The 17,424-nt window shown below is 62.7% G+C and carries 20 protein-coding genes, 1 tRNA gene and 1 pseudogene; 8 read left to right on the top strand and 14 right to left on the bottom strand.

Annotation, left to right across the window (positions count from 1 at the left end):
• Position 1: 1 nt before the first annotated feature.
• The gene (locus tag P3T18_RS18630; protein WP_429301427.1) at positions 2–451 is read right to left on the bottom strand and encodes a hypothetical protein; all 450 of its coding nucleotides are present in this window, start codon (positions 449–451) and stop codon (positions 2–4) included.
• A 281-nt stretch (positions 452–732) separates the two neighbouring features.
• Here P3T18_RS18630 and P3T18_RS18625 point away from each other — a divergent pair.
• Positions 733–1,293, top strand: a pseudogene (locus P3T18_RS18625) (ABC transporter permease); the annotation flags it as partial.
• 61 nt (positions 1,294–1,354) lie between these two features.
• Here the strand turns inward: P3T18_RS18625 and P3T18_RS18620 are convergent.
• Both P3T18_RS18620 and P3T18_RS18615 read right to left on the bottom strand, forming a co-directional pair.
• Positions 1,355–1,777: a hypothetical protein gene (locus P3T18_RS18620; protein WP_042323888.1), complete on the bottom strand. Its 423-nt coding sequence runs from the start codon at positions 1,775–1,777 to the stop codon at positions 1,355–1,357.
• 155 nt (positions 1,778–1,932) lie between these two features.
• Positions 1,933–2,874, bottom strand: coding sequence for a LysR family transcriptional regulator (locus P3T18_RS18615; protein ID WP_429301426.1), 942 nt, complete (start codon positions 2,872–2,874; stop codon positions 1,933–1,935).
• Positions 2,875–3,137: 263 nt separating this feature from the next.
• Between P3T18_RS18615 and P3T18_RS18610 the strand changes: the two genes are divergently transcribed.
• Both P3T18_RS18610 and P3T18_RS18605 read left to right on the top strand, forming a co-directional pair.
• On the top strand, positions 3,138–4,565 hold the full coding sequence (locus P3T18_RS18610; RefSeq protein ID WP_429301425.1) for a M20 family metallopeptidase: 1,428 nt from the start codon (positions 3,138–3,140) through the stop codon (positions 4,563–4,565).
• Between the two features lie 154 nt (positions 4,566–4,719).
• Positions 4,720–6,003, top strand: coding sequence for an MFS transporter (locus P3T18_RS18605; RefSeq protein ID WP_429301424.1), 1,284 nt, complete (start codon positions 4,720–4,722; stop codon positions 6,001–6,003).
• Between the two features lie 147 nt (positions 6,004–6,150).
• On the opposite strand, the gene P3T18_RS18600 is transcribed toward P3T18_RS18605, so the two are convergent.
• Positions 6,151–7,203 (bottom strand): NADP(H)-dependent aldo-keto reductase, encoded by a 1,053-nt coding sequence (locus P3T18_RS18600; RefSeq protein ID WP_429301423.1) that lies wholly within the window; start codon positions 7,201–7,203, stop codon positions 6,151–6,153.
• A 216-nt stretch (positions 7,204–7,419) separates the two neighbouring features.
• Here P3T18_RS18600 and P3T18_RS18595 point away from each other — a divergent pair, with 216 nt between their 5' ends.
• Positions 7,420–7,641: a DUF3820 family protein gene (locus P3T18_RS18595; RefSeq protein ID WP_429301422.1), complete on the top strand. Its 222-nt coding sequence runs from the start codon at positions 7,420–7,422 to the stop codon at positions 7,639–7,641.
• Positions 7,642–7,825: 184 nt separating this feature from the next.
• Positions 7,826–8,071 carry a hypothetical protein gene (locus P3T18_RS18590; RefSeq protein ID WP_429301421.1) on the top strand — a complete coding sequence of 82 codons (246 nt, stop codon included), beginning with the start codon at positions 7,826–7,828 and terminating at the stop codon, positions 8,069–8,071.
• A gap of 35 nt (positions 8,072–8,106) precedes the next feature.
• Here the strand turns inward: P3T18_RS18590 and P3T18_RS18585 are convergent, their stop codons facing one another.
• From P3T18_RS18585 to P3T18_RS18575, 3 genes are all read right to left on the bottom strand, one after another.
• Positions 8,107–8,760 carry a trimeric intracellular cation channel family protein gene (locus tag P3T18_RS18585; RefSeq protein ID WP_429301420.1) on the bottom strand — a complete coding sequence of 218 codons (654 nt, stop codon included), beginning with the start codon at positions 8,758–8,760 and terminating at the stop codon, positions 8,107–8,109.
• A gap of 151 nt (positions 8,761–8,911) precedes the next feature.
• A complete protein-coding gene (gene cysC / locus P3T18_RS18580; RefSeq protein ID WP_429301419.1) occupies positions 8,912–9,472 on the bottom strand; it encodes an adenylyl-sulfate kinase in 561 nt (186 codons plus the stop codon).
• Positions 9,469–11,025 (bottom strand): sulfotransferase, encoded by a 1,557-nt coding sequence (locus tag P3T18_RS18575; RefSeq protein WP_429301418.1) that lies wholly within the window; start codon positions 11,023–11,025, stop codon positions 9,469–9,471. Before P3T18_RS18575 ends, cysC begins: the two co-directional genes overlap by 4 nt.
• A 424-nt stretch (positions 11,026–11,449) precedes the next feature.
• Between P3T18_RS18575 and P3T18_RS18570 the strand changes: the two genes are divergently transcribed.
• Entirely contained in the window at positions 11,450–11,806 is a 357-nt protein-coding gene (locus tag P3T18_RS18570) for a hypothetical protein (RefSeq protein ID WP_429301417.1), read from the top strand.
• Between the two features lie 147 nt (positions 11,807–11,953).
• Here the strand turns inward: P3T18_RS18570 and P3T18_RS18565 are convergent.
• Both P3T18_RS18565 and dusA read right to left on the bottom strand, forming a co-directional pair.
• Positions 11,954–12,029 (bottom strand) — tRNA-His (locus P3T18_RS18565).
• Positions 12,030–12,132: 103 nt separating this feature from the next.
• Positions 12,133–13,134, bottom strand: coding sequence for a tRNA dihydrouridine(20/20a) synthase DusA (gene dusA, locus P3T18_RS18560; protein WP_429301416.1), 1,002 nt, complete (start codon positions 13,132–13,134; stop codon positions 12,133–12,135).
• 349 nt (positions 13,135–13,483) lie between these two features.
• Between dusA and P3T18_RS18555 the strand changes: the two genes are divergently transcribed.
• Positions 13,484–13,750 (top strand): hypothetical protein, encoded by a 267-nt coding sequence (locus P3T18_RS18555; RefSeq protein WP_429301415.1) that lies wholly within the window; start codon positions 13,484–13,486, stop codon positions 13,748–13,750.
• A 140-nt stretch (positions 13,751–13,890) separates the two neighbouring features.
• Here the strand turns inward: P3T18_RS18555 and P3T18_RS18550 are convergent, their stop codons facing one another.
• Positions 13,891–14,271, bottom strand: coding sequence for a glyoxalase superfamily protein (locus P3T18_RS18550; protein ID WP_429301414.1), 381 nt, complete (start codon positions 14,269–14,271; stop codon positions 13,891–13,893).
• A 243-nt stretch (positions 14,272–14,514) separates the two neighbouring features.
• Entirely contained in the window at positions 14,515–14,712 is a 198-nt protein-coding gene (locus P3T18_RS18545; protein WP_429301413.1) for a hypothetical protein, read from the bottom strand.
• 205 nt (positions 14,713–14,917) lie between these two features.
• Here P3T18_RS18545 and P3T18_RS18540 point away from each other — a divergent pair, with 205 nt between their 5' ends.
• Positions 14,918–15,184 carry a hypothetical protein gene (locus tag P3T18_RS18540; protein ID WP_429301412.1) on the top strand — a complete coding sequence of 89 codons (267 nt, stop codon included), beginning with the start codon at positions 14,918–14,920 and terminating at the stop codon, positions 15,182–15,184.
• A gap of 92 nt (positions 15,185–15,276) precedes the next feature.
• Here P3T18_RS18540 and P3T18_RS18535 read toward each other — a convergent pair whose 3' ends face one another.
• From P3T18_RS18535 to ssuC, 3 genes are read right to left on the bottom strand one after another with little or no spacing between them, the layout of a single operon-like run.
• On the bottom strand, positions 15,277–15,492 hold the full coding sequence (locus P3T18_RS18535) for a TOBE domain-containing protein (protein WP_115782798.1): 216 nt from the start codon (positions 15,490–15,492) through the stop codon (positions 15,277–15,279).
• Positions 15,493–15,539: 47 nt separating this feature from the next.
• A complete protein-coding gene (locus P3T18_RS18530) occupies positions 15,540–16,550 on the bottom strand; it encodes an ATP-binding cassette domain-containing protein (RefSeq protein ID WP_429301411.1) in 1,011 nt (336 codons plus the stop codon).
• The gene (gene ssuC, locus P3T18_RS18525; RefSeq protein WP_429301410.1) at positions 16,547–17,404 is read right to left on the bottom strand and encodes an aliphatic sulfonate ABC transporter permease SsuC; all 858 of its coding nucleotides are present in this window, start codon (positions 17,402–17,404) and stop codon (positions 16,547–16,549) included. The genes P3T18_RS18530 and ssuC overlap by 4 nt, the downstream gene beginning before the upstream one ends.
• Positions 17,405–17,424: the final 20 nt, after the last annotated feature.

The following is a 17,424-nucleotide window of genomic DNA, read 5'->3' as shown; positions in this document are numbered from 1 at the left end:
TTCATTCCGCCTTCGATTCTTGATTCCACGGTGAAATCGAGTTCACAACCGAGCTAACGGACGGTGCGACGGACGGACCTGAACCAACTACACAGCGATAGAAAAGCTGTACGTTGCCGTTCTTAGGCTGATAAACCGGTTGTGCGATGAATGACTTTGATTGTGAGAAGGTCAGTGGCACGCGGTCCACGATCTGTGTGAAAGCTCTATCAGTTGCTATTTGCAAACTGCCAGAGATATCGCTTTTAGGATCATCAAAATTGATGAGCCGCACCCAGAAAATCCACGCTCCATCATCACGCTTGAGCGCTGTTACACCGTTCGTCAGCGTATAACCATGTCGCGCCACTATGATGTGTTGAGGGGTTGCAGGGGCCGCTTTTGCGGCGTGCGAAGCGATACCCGCAAGCGAGAGTGCGCTAGCACGCAAAAAGAATCGTCTATTAATCATTGCTGTTCTTATTGAGTGATGATCGTTGTTTAACGAAGCGTAGCGTTAGCTACGATTAAAACGTATCGCTCAAAAGAATCGATTTACATCAGGCAACTCCGAAAAATAACGGAATTGATGCGCATTGCATTATCAATGCGTGATTTTCCTCATGTATAAGAGACCGGCACCCGCAATCCGAAATACACGCGCTTTTTATACTTCCGTGGCTATTGGGTTAGTCATACGGTGCTCTCTTCGAGGGCCGCGGCCTGCTGCGGCACATCGTGAAGCGACTGCCGAGCGTAATGATGTCTGCGAGTTTCGAGTCGATGTATTCGTGTTTCTCGCGCATGCACGTGCAGCGCACGTGGGAAGCGATCATGCATACGCCGCTGACGCTCGGCGATATCGTGCTGGGTGAAGTGATGTGGGCGGGCAGCAAGTCGATGCTGTCGGGCGCGGCGATCATGCTGGTGGCCGGCGCACTCGGCTACGCCAATTTCCCCTCGATGCTACTAGCCCTGCCAGTAATCGTACTAACCGGCCTCGCGTTTGCGAGCGTCGCGATGGTCGTGACGGCACTGGCGCCGTCGTATGACTTCTTCATGTTCTATCAGACGCTGGTGCTCACGCCGATGCTGTTGCTCTCCGGCGTGTTCTTTCCAATTTCGCAGTTGCCCGCGATCGCGCGCGGCGTGACCGAACTCCTGCCGCTCGCGCATGCGGTCGATCTGATTCGCCCGGCCATGCTCGGGCGCCCGCTCGATCACGCGCTATGGCACATCGCCGTGCTGGCGGCCTATGCGGTGGGTGGCTTCGTGGTGTCGGCGGTGCTGTTCCGGCGCCGGATGATGAAATGAAGATTCGACGCCGGGCCAAGGGATCTGGATGCGCCCTCCCGGCGTCGGTCTGACAGATGCGTCAGTCTTCGTCGTCGGTCCACGGAATGTCGACGTCGGAGATGAAGGCGACGGTCGCGAACGGGCCGCCGTCCTGACGGCCGATCTTGCCGTCGGCCCGCTGCCATTCGACGCGAAACACGGTGCCCGGATCGTCGGCGATCAGTCGGACGGTACGCACCTCGTCAGGGTCGGCGTCCTCGACGGGACCGTCGAGCGAGACCTGCAATTCCTGCGGCCACAAACCGTCGGCCGGATCGTAGATCTTGTCGCCGTCGGGAATCAGCGTGAACGCCTCGACACCGATGGTGGCCGACGCATCCACGATCATCTTGCCCAACGCGCGCAGCAAGGCCGTTGCCCGCGCCGAGTTGGCCTGACGGATGGCAAGGTCGCCACGCGTGAGCGCCTGTTCGAGTTTTGGGTTGGTTTTCTGTTGCGCCATTCGATGTCCTGATTCATGTTGCTCTGTTGTGGACGACGCGCACCTGCCGCGCGCCGTGCTCCATTTTTCGGGCTGAATCCTACCACTGGTGTGCGTTGCCGCAAGGCCTGCCCGGCACGGCGCACGCCATCGCATCAGGCCGCCCCGTCACCAGTTTAGGTCGTGATTCGCTTTCCGGCAGGGAGATTTGGCTTACCGCGTCCGATCTCGGCAATCAGATGATCGCGAAACGCGCGTACGGCGGGCGGCAATTCGCGTCCTGCCATCGTCTGCACCTGGATACTGCGCTGGCGCAATTGCGGATGCGTGAGCGGCAGCGCGACGAAACCGTCGTCCGTATAACGATCGCGCACCGACAGCAAACCCGTGAACATGATCGCGCCGCACTTCTGCGCGTAGCGGTACATCGCGCCGCTGTTGTTGCAGGTGAGGTCCGGCTCCAGCAGGATGCCTTCGAGCGCACACGTGATGTCGATCAACTGACGAATCGTCGTGCCCGGCTCGGGCAACACGAGCGGATATGATTTCAGGTCGGCCAGCGAAACCCGTGCGCGCGTGGCGAGCGGGTGATCGGCGCGCAACAGCGCCAGCACCGGCGCGCGTTCGGTGTGTTCGACTTTCACGCCTTTCTCGGGCGCGAGACTGAAGGTGAGCGCGAGATCGACATCGCCGTCGCGCACACGCAGGGTGGCGTCGCCCGGCGACATGACGAGCAGCGTGAAATCGATGCCGGGGTGGTCGCGCCGGAAGTCGGCCATGGCGCTGGGCAAAAAGTCCGCCGCGAAACCCTCGGAACTGGCGATCCGGATCATGCTGCCGTGCAAGGCTTCCAGGCCGCCTATTTCCTTCATGACGTGCTCCGCCTCCAGCAGGCTGCGCTGCGCGTACGCGAGCAGACGCTCGCCCGCTTCGGACAGCGCCATGCCGCGCGGCCGGCGTTCGAACAGCGCCGCGCCCAGTTCGCTTTCGAGCCGCGCGATCTGCCGGCTGATCGCCGACACCGCGACATGCAGGCGGGCGGACGCATCGCTGATCGAGCCAGTGCGCGCCACTTCGACGAAATAGCGTAGTGCGATGCCGTGCAAAGAAAGTGCCATGGGAATGTCAGTGAGTTGCCGGTGAGCCGGGCGTGCGCGTCCTCGCACACACACGCGTCATGCGCTTGCGCCTGCCGGATCGTGTCCGTGGCGGGTGTCCGCAGACACGCCGACCTTTGCCTTTTCGGCAACGCAAGCTTCGAAACACGATCATTGTGACAAAAAAAACGGCTACCTAGAATCGTTTCGACATCAGGCGTCGCGACAGACACATCGCCGTATCCCGCGTCGCGCCGCCCTGCCCCCTTGCACTGGAGACAACCATGAGCCGCACCGAGGCCATCGAACACGCCACGCAGCATTTCGAATCCGGCGCCTTCCTCGCCGACCTGAACCGCCGCGTCGGTTTTCGCACCGAGAGCCAGGAAAGCGATCGCGCCGCCACGCTGCTGGCGTATCTGACCGACGAGATCACGCCCGAAGCCGGACGGTTGGGTTTCAGCACGCGCATCGTCGACAACCCGGCCGACGGTTTCGGCCCGTTCCTGATCGCGAACCGCCACGAAGGCGACGATCTGCCCACGGTGCTGATCTACGGTCACGGCGACGTCGTACGCGGCTACGACAACCAGTGGCGCGCGCCGCTCACGCCGTGGTCCGTGACGGTGGAAGGCGAGCGCTGGTACGGCCGCGGCACCGCCGACAACAAAGGCCAGCACAGCATCAACCTCGCCGCACTGGCGAGCGTGCTGGCGGCACGCGGCGGCCAACTCGGCTTCAACGCGAAGCTGCTGATCGAAATGGGCGAGGAAACCGGTTCTCCCGGACTCGACGCGATCTGCCAGGCGCACAAACGGGATCTGGCCGCCGACGTGCTGATCGCCTCCGACGGACCGCGCCTCGCCGCCCGCCGCCCGACCGTCTTCCTCGGTTCGCGCGGCTCGGTGAATTTCAGGTTGTCGTTGAATCTGCGCGACGGCGCGCATCACTCGGGCAACTGGGGCGGTCTGCTGCGCAATCCGGCCACCGTGCTGGCCAACGCGCTGGCGAGCCTCGTCGATGCGCGCGGCGTGATCGCCGTGGCCGGCCTGCGCCCGCCGCCGATCTCCGACGCGGTGCGCCGGGCGCTCGCGGACATCACCGTGGGCGGCGGTCCGGGCGACCCGGCGGTCGACGAGAACTGGGGCGAGCCCGGCCTCACGCCGCCGGAGCGCGTGTTCGGCTGGAACAGCTTCGAAGTGCTGGCCTTCAAGGCGGGCAATCCCGAGAACCCGGTGAATGCGATTCCGTCGTCGGCTTTCGCGCACTGCCAGTTGCGCTTCGTGGTCGGCACCGACTGGGAAAACCTGGAGCATCACCTGCGTGCGCATCTCGACGCGCACGGTTATACGCAAGTCGAGATCGATGTGGAGCGCGGCGCGCCGGCCACGCGGCTGAATCCGGACGATCCGTGGGTGACGTGGGCCGTCGGTTCGCTCGAACAGACCACCGGCAAGAAGACAGCCGTGCTGCCCAACCTCGGCGGCACGCTGCCCAACGAAGTCTTCGCCGACACGCTCGGCCTGCCGACCATCTGGGTGCCGCATTCGTATCCGGCGTGCTCGCAGCATGCGCCCAACGAGCACCTGCTCGGACCGGTCGTGCGTGAAGGTCTGCAAATCATGGCGGGACTGTTCTGGGACCTCGGCGACGACTCGCCGCATCGCAGCGCCAGCGCAGCCTCGACCCACGCCGCCGAGCCGGCGGCCTGAATCGCGAACCGCGGCGGCGCAATCCAAGCCGCAAACCGCGCCATGCGCCGGGTCGCGAACGATCGCGCCGCCGCATGCCCGCCTTTCCATAGTCACGCACGAACCCAGGCGCTCCGTACGCCGCTATCCGACTCCATCACGAGGCCCGTCCACGATGAGCACGTCCACACTGCAAGCCAGCGCCGCGCGGCCTTCCGGCGCGAAGGTCCATCGCATCATTCTCGCGGCGTCGATCGGCAACGCGCTCGAATGGTTCGATCTCGTCGTCTATGGTTTCTTCGCGGTCACCATCGCCAAGCTGTTTTTCCCGGCGCGCACCGAAGCGATCTCGCTGATGCTGACGCTCGGCACCTTCGGCATCTCGTATCTGATCCGGCCGCTGGGCGGACTCGTGCTCGGCTCACTCGCGGATCGCGCCGGCCGCAAGGCTTCGCTGCTGCTCTCGATCGGCTTGATGATGATCGGCACGCTGACGATCGCCGTCATGCCGCCGTATGCGGCCATCGGCTTGTGGGCGCCCGCGGGCATCATGCTGTCGCGGCTCGTGCAGGGATTTTCGGCGGGCGGCGAGTTCGGCGCATCGACGGCGTTTCTGGTCGAACATGCGCCCGAGCGGCGCGGCTTCATGGGTAGCTGGCAGTTCGCGAGCCAGGGGCTCGCCACGCTGCTCGCGTCCGGTTTCGGCGCATTGCTGACGAGCCAGCTCAGCGCGGCGCAACTCGAATCGTGGGGCTGGCGGATTCCGTTTCTGTTCGGCCTCGCGATCGGACCGGTCGGCTTCTACATCCGGCGTTATGTCGACGAAGGCGCCGAGTTTCACGAAGAGCCGAAAACGCGGACGCCGCTGCGCGACCTGTTCGGCACGCAAAAGGTCCGCATGCTGCTCGCAGTCGGTTCGCTCGTCATTTCGACGGCGGCCAACTACATGATTCTTTACATGCCGACTTACGCGATCAAGCAGTTGCATCTGCCGGCGTCGACGGGATTCGCGGCGACGCTCGCCACCGGCTTCGTGCTGACCTTGCTCACGCCGTTCGCGGGCCATCTGTCGGACAGCATGGGACGCATCCGCATCATGGCCGTGGCGGCCATCCTGATGCTGCTCACCGTGTATCCGACCTTCATGTACATGAATGCGCATCCGTCGTTCACGACGATGTTGCTGGCGCTGATCTGGATCGGCGTATTGAAGGCGACCTACTTCGGCGCCCTGCCCGCGTTGATGTCGGAGATTTTCCCGACGCAGACGCGCGCCACCGGCCTTGCCGTCAGCTACAACATCGGCGTCACGGTGTTCGGCGGCTTCGCGCCCTTCGTGATTACGTGGCTGATCGACGCGAGCGGCAACAAGCTCGCACCGGGTTTCTATCTGATGTTCTGCGCGACGGCGAGCCTCGTGGCGCTTTACGCCGTGCGCTCGCAACTGAAGATTCGCTGAACGTGAAAGGCGCGGTCGATGCACGCGCTATGGTCGGGAGCGTGCGCAATGAAAGCGCACGCTCTGCGCAAAGACACCGCGGCCCGTTGAGGACGCAGGGCCGCGGGGCCGCGAGCGCAACGGCTCGCGATCCCGCGGACGCCGGCATCAGGGCGCCGGATTCGGCTGCAATTCGTGCAGCCTGTCGATTTCGGCGAGCACCTCCGGCGACAGTTTCACCGCCGCGCTGCCGATGTTTTCCTTCAACTGGTCGAGCGAGGTTGCGCCGATCAGATTGCTGGTCACGAACGGCCGGCTATTGACGAAAGCCAGTGCGAACTGCGCGGGCGACATGCCGTGCTGCTTCGCCAGTTCGACGTAACGCGTCGTGGCCTGCACGGCGTGCGGCTTGCTGTAGCGCTGGAAGCGCTCGAACAGCGTGATGCGCGCGCCTTCGGGACGCGCGCCGCCCTCGTACTTGCCCGACAGCCAGCCGAACGCCAGCGGCGAATAAGCCAGCAGACCGATATTGTCGCGATGCGCGTATTCGGATAGCCCGGCTTCGTAAGTGCGATTGAGCAGGCTATACGGATTCTGGATGCTGACGATACGCGGCAGATTCAGCTTTTCCGCCGCGCGCAGGAACTGCGCGACACCCCAGGGCGTTTCGTTCGACACGCCGATATGGCGAATCTTGCCCGCCTTCACGAACTCCGCCAGCACCGACAGCGTTTCTTCGATCGGCACCGTGTAGGCGTCGTCGACCCACGGATAAGCCGGGCGGCCGAACGTCATCGTGCTGCGATCCGGCCAGTGCAACTGATACAGATCCACGTATTCGGTTTGCAGACGCTTCAGGCTGTCGTGCAAGGCTTCGGTCAGATTCTTGCGGTCGAACTGATTGCCTTCGCCACGAATATGGCGCGGGTTATGCGGTTGACGCGCCGGGCCGGCAATCTTCGTGGCGAGCACGATCTTCTCGCGCTGGCTGCGATTCTGCGCGAGCCACGTGCCGATGTAGCGCTCGGTCGAACCTTGCGTTTCGGGACGCGGCGGCACCGGATACATTTCGGCGGCGTCGATCAGGTTGACGCCCTGCTCCAGCGCATAGGCAATCTGCTCATGCGCCTGTTGCTCGGTATTCTGCTCGCCCCACGTCATGGTGCCGAGACCGATCAGGCTAACCTTCACGTCCGAGTCGCCGAGTCTGCGGTATTCCATCGAAGTCATCCTGTTGATGTATGTACGAAAGATCTCGAACTTACCACGCCGGCGGCATGCCTGCAGCGCGGCTAAAATGCCGTCATCGCAGATGCGCTTGGTGTATGCACGATCTCGCTGCCCTCTGCGTCCGGATTGGCGTTTGCATTGGCATGTGAAGCCGCGTGCCGCTGCGCCCATCGATCACCTTGTCACCGCCACGTCTCCTTACTAGCGATGAATTCCGAACACCTCGAACTGCTGGTCACACGCGTGATGCCTTACGGTAAATACAAGGGCCGGCTGATCGCGGACTTGCCCGGCCATTATCTGAACTGGTTCGCGAGCCAGGGGTTTCCTCCCGGCGAAATCGGCCGTCTGCTCGCACTCATGCACGAGATCGATCACAACGGTTTGTCCGCGTTGATCGAACCGTTGCGCAAACGCGCGGCCGGTTGAACACGATGGTTTGAAAGAAGAATTACAGGCCTGCAAAAGCGGGCTGAAAGTCGTTGTATCGCCAACTGAAAACCGAACAAATTCATACAGACTTTTTCTTGACCGACGCCAGCGTGTGGACTTAAATCGGGAGATCGATCAGCTTGTGTCCGGCATCATCGGCACATCATTCATCTGCCTTTTCATGTCATCGTTCAGCTTGCCTACCCTGCTCGAATTCATCGGTCACGATGTCTCGCCGATACGCGCAGTCCTCGTATTTTTTCTGATCGGCTACGTGGTGGTCGGACTGCCCGTGCATTTCCGTCAGGGCGCAGCGTCGCGCGATATATGGGGCACCGCCGCCGGCGTGACGATGGCCGCGATCTACGCGGCGTTCATCATCGGCGTCTATCCGGCGCTGCATCATTCGGCCGTGTTGCTGCACTAGACGCACGCCGGCGTTACGACGCGTGCTTGCCGAAGCTACGCCGCAAGCACTGCTTTCGGCAGATGCCAGCCGTAGGTCACCGCCAGCATCCGCACGACGAAACACACTGCGCCGCCCACTATCGCCGCTGCACCTTGCGACAAACCGGCACGTCGCGCGATCACCACCACGGCGGCACCCAGGAAGGCTGCGCTCGCATAGATGTCGGCGTGCAGCACGAGCGGCACGCGCGCCAGCAGTACGTCGCGTATCGCGCCGCCGCCCACGCCGGTAATCGTCCCCATCATGATCGCGACGAACGGCCGGATACGGAACAGCAGCGCCTTTTCCACACCCGCGACGGCGAACAGCGCGAGGCCTGCCGCGTCGAGCACGGTCACCAGCGTGACGGGAAAGTGCTGCGCGGTCGAATGAAAGATGAACGTGAGCAAGCCGGTGACGAAGGTCAACGCCGGGTAGCGCCAGTCGCGAATCGCGTTCGGCGGCGAGTCGCCGATCAGCAGATCGCGAATCACGCCGCCGCCGAGCGCGGCGACGAACGAGATCACCATCACGCCGAGCAGATCGAGACCGCCGCGCATCGCGCTCAACGCACCTTCGGCCGCGAAGACCACGGTGCCGGCCAGATCGGCGGCGAGCACGATCGCCTCGACATTCGGCTTTATTTTTCGTATCGACAATGACGGCATCGACGCATCACCCTTCCCGTTTGGAATTGTCGAAAGGTATAGCGAAACGCGGTGAGGCGCTTGGAAATTTTGCGGTTGAACTGGATAGGCGCGGGATCGACCGGAACCGTGGCGCGTTCGGCACGCGCTCAGTGCGTCATGCCATATCCGCTTATCGACCCTGCGCGGGCAGATAACCTTTTGCGGCGAGATGGTCGAGCAGCTGGTCGACGGCGCGACCGAGCGGCAGACGGTCGGTGGCAATGGTGATGTCCGGTGCGACCGGCGTATCGAACGGGCCGGAAATGCCCGTGAAATCGGCGATTTCGCCACGCCGCGCGCGGGCGTACAAACCCTTGACGTCGCGCGCTTCGCATACCTGCAACGGCGCATCGACGAACACTTCCACGAAGCCCGCGCCGACGATGTCACGCGCCGCCTGCCGATGCCGGTGCTCCGGCGAGATGACCGCGGCGATGGCGATGAAACCCTGCTGCCGGAACAGCGCGGCAACGTGCGCGACACGGCGCAGGTTTTCCGTGCGGTCCGCGGGCGTGAATCCGAGGTCGGCGTTCAAACCGGCGCGCAACACGTCGCCGTCGAGCACGATCGACGCGCGTCCGAGCGCCGCAAGACGCGCGTGCAACGCGCTCGCAAGCGTCGACTTGCCCGCGCCGGACAAACCGGTCATCCAGATCACGACGCCGGTTCCGGCGTCACCCGCTGCACTCATCGACTGCTCTCCACTCCCGACGCCAGCGCCGGCCCCAAACCCTCGATCAGCGGCTGCAACAACGCCGCCTGCGGTTGCCAGCGCTGCACCGACGTCTTGTATAGCGGACGACGCACCTGCGCCGCGCTCGCCGTGTTCACCTGCCGGCTGGTTCGATGAAACGCGAGACAGCGCTCGTCCCAATCGAGTCCGCAATGCGCGAGCAGACGCCGCACATTGGGTTCGAAGTCTTCGACCAGCTCTTCGTACTGCACGTCGATCATCGTGCCTTCCGGCAGCACGCGCTGCCAGTGCGCCATCAACGCATCGTAAGCACGATAGTAGCGACCCAGTTCGCCGAGATCATAGCCGAACGGCACGTCGTGAAAGATGCGCGAGAAAATCGACAGGCAGGTTTGCAGCGGCGCGCGTTTGCTGTGAATGAAGCGCGCATTGGGCAAGGCCAGATGGATCAGGCCGACGTTGATGAAGTTGAACGGGTATTTGTCGGTGAAACGCGTGAACCCTGAGGTGGCCGAATGCGCGTCGTTATCCGCAAGACCCGGCATGTCGGGCAAGACTTTCTGCATGCGATGAAGATAGTCCTGACCGAGCGCGCTCAACGACGCGTGCGTGAGATTCTGCAAAGCTTCGATGTCGATTCGCAGCGGATCACCGACGTCGCGCGCGATATGCCCGACCAGCGCCTCGCCGAACTCCGTGCGCTCGCCCGCGCCGGTCACTTGGGGATGGCTGGCGAGAATCTGCTCGATCAAGGTCGAGCCGGAGCGCGGCATGCCGACGATAAACACCGGCGGCGCCGACGGATCGCCGAGTCCGCGTTTGGCGGCGAGAGCATCGGCGGTAAAGAGATTCTGCAGAAGCTCGAACAGACCAAGCGACTCCGCCTCGTTGTAACGCACGCCCACGCGATGCAGCGCATTGCCCTTGAGGAAGTGACCGAACGAGGCATCGTGACGGCCGAGATCGGAGAGCGCCTGACCATACGCAAAATGGATCTCCGCCTGATTGGCCGGCGTTTGCGACGCGGTATCACCCGCCAGCCGCTCCAGCGCGACGAACACGGGATCGTCCGCGGCGAGCCGTTTCGACTGCACGAAGTTGCGGTAGTACAGCGCGACGTTCGGCGCGGCGTCGATCGCGCGACGATAAGCCTCGTGCGCCTCGTCGAAACGACCGAGCGCCTGCAGACAGTTGCCCATGTTGTTATGCGAGCCATCCGCGCGAGGATTCAGACGGACGGCTTCACGATAAGCGTCGACGGCGGCGTCGAGACGATGCATCTGCTCGAACGTCCAGCCGAGACCGTGATGCGAATCGGTGTTGAGCGGATCGATTGCAATCGCCGCGCGAAAACTGTCGACGGCTTCATCGAACCGGTTGAGCGCCGCCAGCGTGGCCGCAATGCGTTCATGAACGACGGCGTCGGCGGGATCGAGCGCGCGGGCGGATTCGAATCGCTGCAAGGCGGCGTCAAGTTCGCCGCGAGCGGCAAAGGCGTCGCCTTCGGCGCGCCATTCTGTTGCGGTAGCCGGTTGGGAATCGTGCTTCATTGACAGCCAGGTTGATGCAGGCGTCGCCCGAAAGCGGCCGGCTGAATTGGTTCGGTACGACTGTACGTGCGCGGAGTCGGCGCGTCTGGATTACGCTGGTGTGTCGCGCTCATTGCACGAACCGCGCGGTTATCCAGAATCGAATTTGTCAGACGGGAAACTAGCAGGCGCGCCCTACAGTTGCGTTTCGAAAATTTAACCAACTGTTACCGACACGCACACCGGTAAGACATGGGAAGGCAATCCGCATTGGAATTGCGCGTGCGTCGTGCGCGCGCTGCATAAGCGGTTGCGCCGGAACGCTCGGGCTACGTGTGTGTTTGGCGTCGGGCAGCGGTGTACGCAAGCCGTAATCTGTGGACACAAATGCGCCTGAACTCTGGAGCGTGCGTTTTTTCTGAGTCTTATACACGGGAGAAAAATCGTGAGCAGGCTCATTGCATCAGTGGCAGCGTTGGCGATGGTCTCGGGACTGGCAGGTTGCGTAGTCCCACCGGGTTATCCGGCCTACGGCTACGGTTACGCGCAACCCTACTACCCCGACTACGGCTATCCGTACGGTGTGCCGTACGCGCCGGTGTATAGCTCGATCGGCATCTACGGCGGCTGGGGCGGCTCGTGCTGTTACTACCATGGCGGACATTGGCATGGTGGCGACGGCTGGCACGGCGGCAATGGATGGCACGGCGGTGGCGGCTGGCATGGCGGCGGTTACGGCGGCTCGCACGGCGGCAGTTCGTGGAGCAGCGGCGGCGGCGGACATGGCGGGCATGGACACTGAGTGAACGCGACGTCGTGAGATGCGTTTTGCCGTGTGGATCGAATGGCAAAAGCAAAAGACGAGAACAGAAACAGAGAGCAAAAACAAAAACGGCGTTGTGATTTCTCACAACGCCGTTTCGCAAAACTATTTACAGCTCGAATTCTTTGGGGTGGCTGATGGGGCTCGAACCCACGACAACAGGAATCACAATCCTGGACTCTACCAACTGAGCTACAGCCACCACTGGCATCTTGCTTGACTTGCTAGTAACTCGTTGCCGAGAAACTTGGCTCGTCGATGAAGAAACGAGATTATACGAACAAGAATCTCGTTTGCCTAGTCCTTTATTCAAAAATTTCGACAGGCTCACGCAGATGCTGCCTGGCCTCGTCGAAGATACTCAGATCGCGCGCGGCGAGGCGCTTGCTGTCCGACAGAACACGCCGCCATCCACGCGCGCCTGCTTCGCCGCGATAAAGACCGAGCGCGTGACGCGTGATCGCACCGAGGTACGTGCCGCGCGCCATTTCGGCCGCGCAATAGTCGATCAACTTCGCTTCGACCTGCTCGCGCGTGAGCGGCGTATCGGTCGCGCCATAGAAGCGCGCATCGACATCGGCCAGCACGTACGGGTTGTGATACGCCTCGCGCCCGAGCATCACGCCGTCGACGTGCTGAAGATGCGTCTCGACTTCGTCCAGCGTCTTGATGCCGCCGTTGATGATGATTTCGAGGTGCGGAAAATCGCGCTTCAATTGATACGCATAGTCGTACTTGAGCGGCGGAATCTCGCGATTCTCTTTCGGGCTCAAGCCTTTGAGAATCGCATTGCGCGCGTGCACGATAAACACGTTGCAACCCGCGTCCGCGATCGTGCCGACGAAGTCGCGCACGAACGAGTACTCTTCGACCGCGTCGACACCGATGCGATGTTTCACCGTGACGGGAATCGCGACAGCGTCGCGCATCGCCTTGACGCAGTCGGCGACGAGTTGCGGCTCGTTCATCAGACACGCGCCGAAGGCACCGCGCTGCACCCGCTCGGACGGGCAGCCGCAGTTCAGATTGATTTCGTCGTAGCCCCACTGCTCACCCAGTTTCGCCGACTTCGCGAGGTCGGCGGGCTCGCTGCCGCCGAGTTGCAGCGCGACGGGCGCCTCTTCGGGCGTGAATGCCAGATGCCGCGGGACGTCGCCGTGCAGCAGCGCGCCCGTGGTCACCATTTCGGTGTAAAGCCACGTATGGCGCGAGATAACGCGATGCAGCGAGCGGCAATGACGATCGGTCCAGTCCATCATCGGCGCGACCGAAACGCGGCGCGGGCTGGGAGTGTGTGCTGAAGACATGGGCGGCTAAACGGCTGAAGCAAAACGCAATTTTACCGTAATTGCGGGATTCGCCCGGAAAGGTCGTCAGGAAAGTCGCGCAATGTGAACGATCTGGGTTAACCCGTACATCCAGCAAGGTCTTACGGTGAGGATTCCGCTCGCTCTGCGGGGTCGGACCACGGCTGAGCCTTGTCAGATAAAGCTCAGGGCGATTATTCCAGAATCGGGAATAGTAATTTCAGATTATCAGCACAAATTCTTGATAGTAGGGGTATACACTGCCTTCCATCGACGTTGCAGACACACCCTCACCGGCCACTGCAACGCCATCCTGAATCGAAGTCGTTACGTATATCGGAGTCACACCATGAAGACCAAGCTCATCGCCGCCCTGCTGGTTGCTGTTTCTGCCTCGATCGCTGCTCCCGCATTCGCTAGCGGCTACGGCCCGGCACCGTTCTACCGTCCGTCGGTCGGCGCACCGGCCTCGCAACAAGGTCAGAACGCACAAACCGTTGCCGCTGAACGCGCTAACGCACAATCGAACTCGTACGGCGGCGTGAACAACGTGTCGACGCAATCGGGTACGCGTGAACCGGTTTCGGGTCCGCAATCGGTTTTCTTCGGTCACTAAGCAGACCGTTGGATCAGGTGCCTACACAATAGGCATCTGATAGCAGGCTGGGCTGGGCGCCTCGCATGACAATCTCATGCAGGCGCCCAGTCCCGTTTACGGGTGCTTGCATGGCCTATGGCATCCGGCTTCCGTTTTCCTCAAACAATGCTTCCGGCCGACTGCGGCGACTCGCAGAACCGGATGCGGTTGCCGAACGGATCGATTGTCTCCAGTACCTTTCCCCACGGCAGCGTTTCGACACCGGGTTTGCCGAACCTGTAGTGCTTGCCTTGCAGTTCGGCATGCAGACTCTCTATCTCGCGCACCGGCACGAAGATCGCCGAACCCGGCGTGGCGTCGCCGTGATGTTCGCTCAGATGCAGCACGAGGTCCGAGCGCCGCACCTGCATATAAAGCGGAAAGTTATCCTCGAACCGGTGTTCCCATTCGACTGTGAAGCCGAGGAAGTCCACGTAAAACTCGCGGGCTTTGTCTTCGGAAAAAATGCGGATGATCGGAATGGCAGGCGCGAGATGCACAGCGGTCTCCAGCAGATTGACAGGCAACCGGCAGCTTAACGCGGCGCGTGGCGGTCATCCAACAGCTTGAGCCGCGAACTTGCCGAGATTGTGAGCGCGGAGAATTAACCGCCCTTCAGCCCATGGCGCAACGAACCTGCACGCGCGCCACCGCTCCACACTCAAAACGCGAGCCCAAGCATTCCCCCGCGCCGCCGGGCGCGTACGTCGAACACCACTCACTTCAGCCGGACAGCCGGTCGATCAGTCGCAATCGCCCGACAGATATTGCCGGCCGTTGCACGTAATCTCGACTTCGCCGCCGCTCGCCTCAGTGACCAAACCGCTCTGCAGCAACTCCGCCGTCACGGACTGCGCGAACTTCGGCGCAGCGCTGCCGACCCCGACGTCGTTCAAACGCCGCAAGGCTTCGATCGCTTCGGGACTCAATGACTTTGACATGGCCGTCTCCGTCGTAACGCTCGATTCATCCTAGCGCGTTTTACGGGCCTGCGCAGCGCCGCACTTTTTTGCCGGACGCGGGAAGCCAGGCACGGCGAATGCATGCTGCACAAGCGGTGAACGTGATCCCGCGAATTATCGACAGCGTGGGCGGTCTACCAAAAACGCGCGCAGGTACGAACGCAGAATCCGCAAGGAGATTTCGATGAAGCGAACGTTGAAGCGAACCGGAGTGGCCACGCTGATGGCGGCCATCGCGCTCGGTGCGTCGGGTTGGGTCGCGTCCGCGGCGCACGCGCAGACCGCGCACCAGACTCAGGATGCCGCCGCGTCGATGGTCAAGCCGCCCGAGGCGGCGTCGGGCGCAACGGGGTCGAGCAATCCGGACAACATGCCGATCAAGCGTCCGGCCAAGCCGACCAACGACAGAATGATGCATCCGCCGCCGGCCAGCGGCGCGAACGCCAAATAGACGCCTAATAAACGCCGGACGAATGCAACGGCCGCCCACAACGAGCGCGGCGGCCGCGATGCGTCGCGACGCGAACCGGCCTTAAATTAGCCTCAAAGCCGCGCGATCGACACCTCGGTCGACTTCACCAACGCGACCACTTCCGATCCCACCTTGAGATCGAGTTCGTCGACGGAACGCGTGGTGATCACCGAGGTGACGATACCGAACGGCGTCTCGACATCGACCTCAGACACCACCGACCCGCGGATGATCTCCTTGACCTTGCCTTTGAACTGATTGCGTACGTTGATTGCGGAAATGCTCATATCGAGTGGCTCCAGAGATGCGATTGAAAACAGTCAGTCAAGGAATGTCAGACTGCCCAGCGGACGTCCGTCGGGCGTCTGGGACGGTCCGGCTCGCGCGCGTCGCCGGCGCGGGAAAGCGGACCGTCGTCGCTGGGCGCGGTCTTGAGTACACGTTGCAGCACGTGTTCTTCGAGGGCGGCGAAACCCGCCGACGTACGCGCTCGCGGCCGGGCGAGCGGCACCGGCTGATCGAGCGCGATGCGCCCTTCTTCGATCAGCAGAATCCGGTCGCCCAACGCGACGGCTTCGTGGACGTCGTGCGTCACCAGCAATGCCGTAAAACGATGTTCGCGCCACAGACGCTCGATCAGCGCGTGCATTTCGATGCGTGTCAGCGCATCGAGCGCGCCGAGCGGTTCGTCGAGCAGCAGCAGTTGCGGGCGGTGCACGAGTGCGCGCGCCAGCGCCACCCGTTGACGCTGACCACCCGAGAGTTGCGCGGGCCAGTCGTTGGCGCGCTCCAGCAAACCCACTTCGTCGAGCACGGCACGCGCGTCGTCGCGCGCACCGCGGCCGAGACCGAGCATCACGTTGTGCAGCACGCTCTTCCACGGCAGAAGGCGCGCGTCCTGGAACATGATGCGCGTGTCGATCGGCCGGCCGTGTTCGTTGCGCTTGTCGAGCACGCCGGAAGTCGCGTCTTCCAGACCGGCGACGAGCCGCAGGAAGGTCGATTTGCCGCAACCGCTGCGCCCGACGATCGTCACAAAGCTGCCGCGCTCGATCGACAGATCGAAGTCGCTGAGCACCGCGCGCTCGCCATACCGCTTGCCGACGCCGCGCAACTCGACGGCGTAATCGCCGTCGCGGCGCGCGTCGCTGCGCGCCAGCGTGCCGGCAACGGCCGCGTGCACCGCCGCCGTCGAGCCGGTCCGCGTATCGTGGACCGGCTCGCGACGCTCGGCATGCGCCGCTTCGTCCGCGTCGTGATCGACGGTGCGCGGCTGCGCGAGTTCGGCTTCGAGATCGCTGCCCGCAATACCGCTGAACGACGCCGAGAACGTGATCGCGCTCATGATTTCGCTCCTCGCTGATAGGCGGGATGCCAGCGCAGCGACACGCGTTCCAGATACTTCGCCAGCACGTCGGCGCCTTTGCCGAGTCCGGCATACAGCAGGATGCCGACCACCACCACATCGGTTTGCAGAAACTCGCGGGCGTTCATCGTCATGTAGCCGATACCCGACTGCGCAGAAATCGTTTCGGCGACGATCAGCGTGACCCACATCAACCCGAACGCGAAGCGCACGCCCACCAGAATCGACGGCAACGCGCCCGGCAAAACAACGTGACGGTAGAGCGCAAAACCTTTCAGGCCATAACTGCGGGCCATTTCGACGAGGTTCGAATCCACCGAGCGGATGCCGTGAAACGTGTTCACGTAGATCGGAAAAAACACGCCGAGCGCGACGAGAAACACCTTCGCTTCCTCTTCGATGCCGAACCACAGAATCACGAGCGGGATCATCGCCAGCGCCGGGATGTTGCGGACCATCTGCACGGTCGAATCGAGCGCGATCTCGGCAGGTTTGAAGAGCCCGGTCGCGAGGCCGAGCACGAACCCGATGCCGCCGCCGATCGCGAAGCCCGACACCGCGCGCCACGTGCTCACTTTCACGTCCGCCCACATCTCGCCCGACTGGATCAGCGACCACGCCGCCTTTACCACCGCGAGCGGTTCGGGCAGGACGCGCGTCGACAACAGGCCGCTGCGCGCGGCGAATTCCCACACGAGCAGGATCGCGAGCGGCGCAATCCACGGCGCGAGGTGCGCGCCGATCCGGCGCCACACACTGGCCGTGGAACGCGCGCCGGCCTGGCGCGTAGCGTTGTGCGCGCCCTGTGTCGCGCCGGTGATGGAATCGGCCATGATTCTTTTCCCTCGTTGCC

This window comes from Paraburkholderia sp. GAS199 (assembly GCF_050436585.1).
In the GTDB taxonomy this organism is placed as follows: domain Bacteria; phylum Pseudomonadota; class Gammaproteobacteria; order Burkholderiales; family Burkholderiaceae; genus Paraburkholderia.
This window is presented reverse-complemented; position numbering and strand designations above follow the sequence as displayed.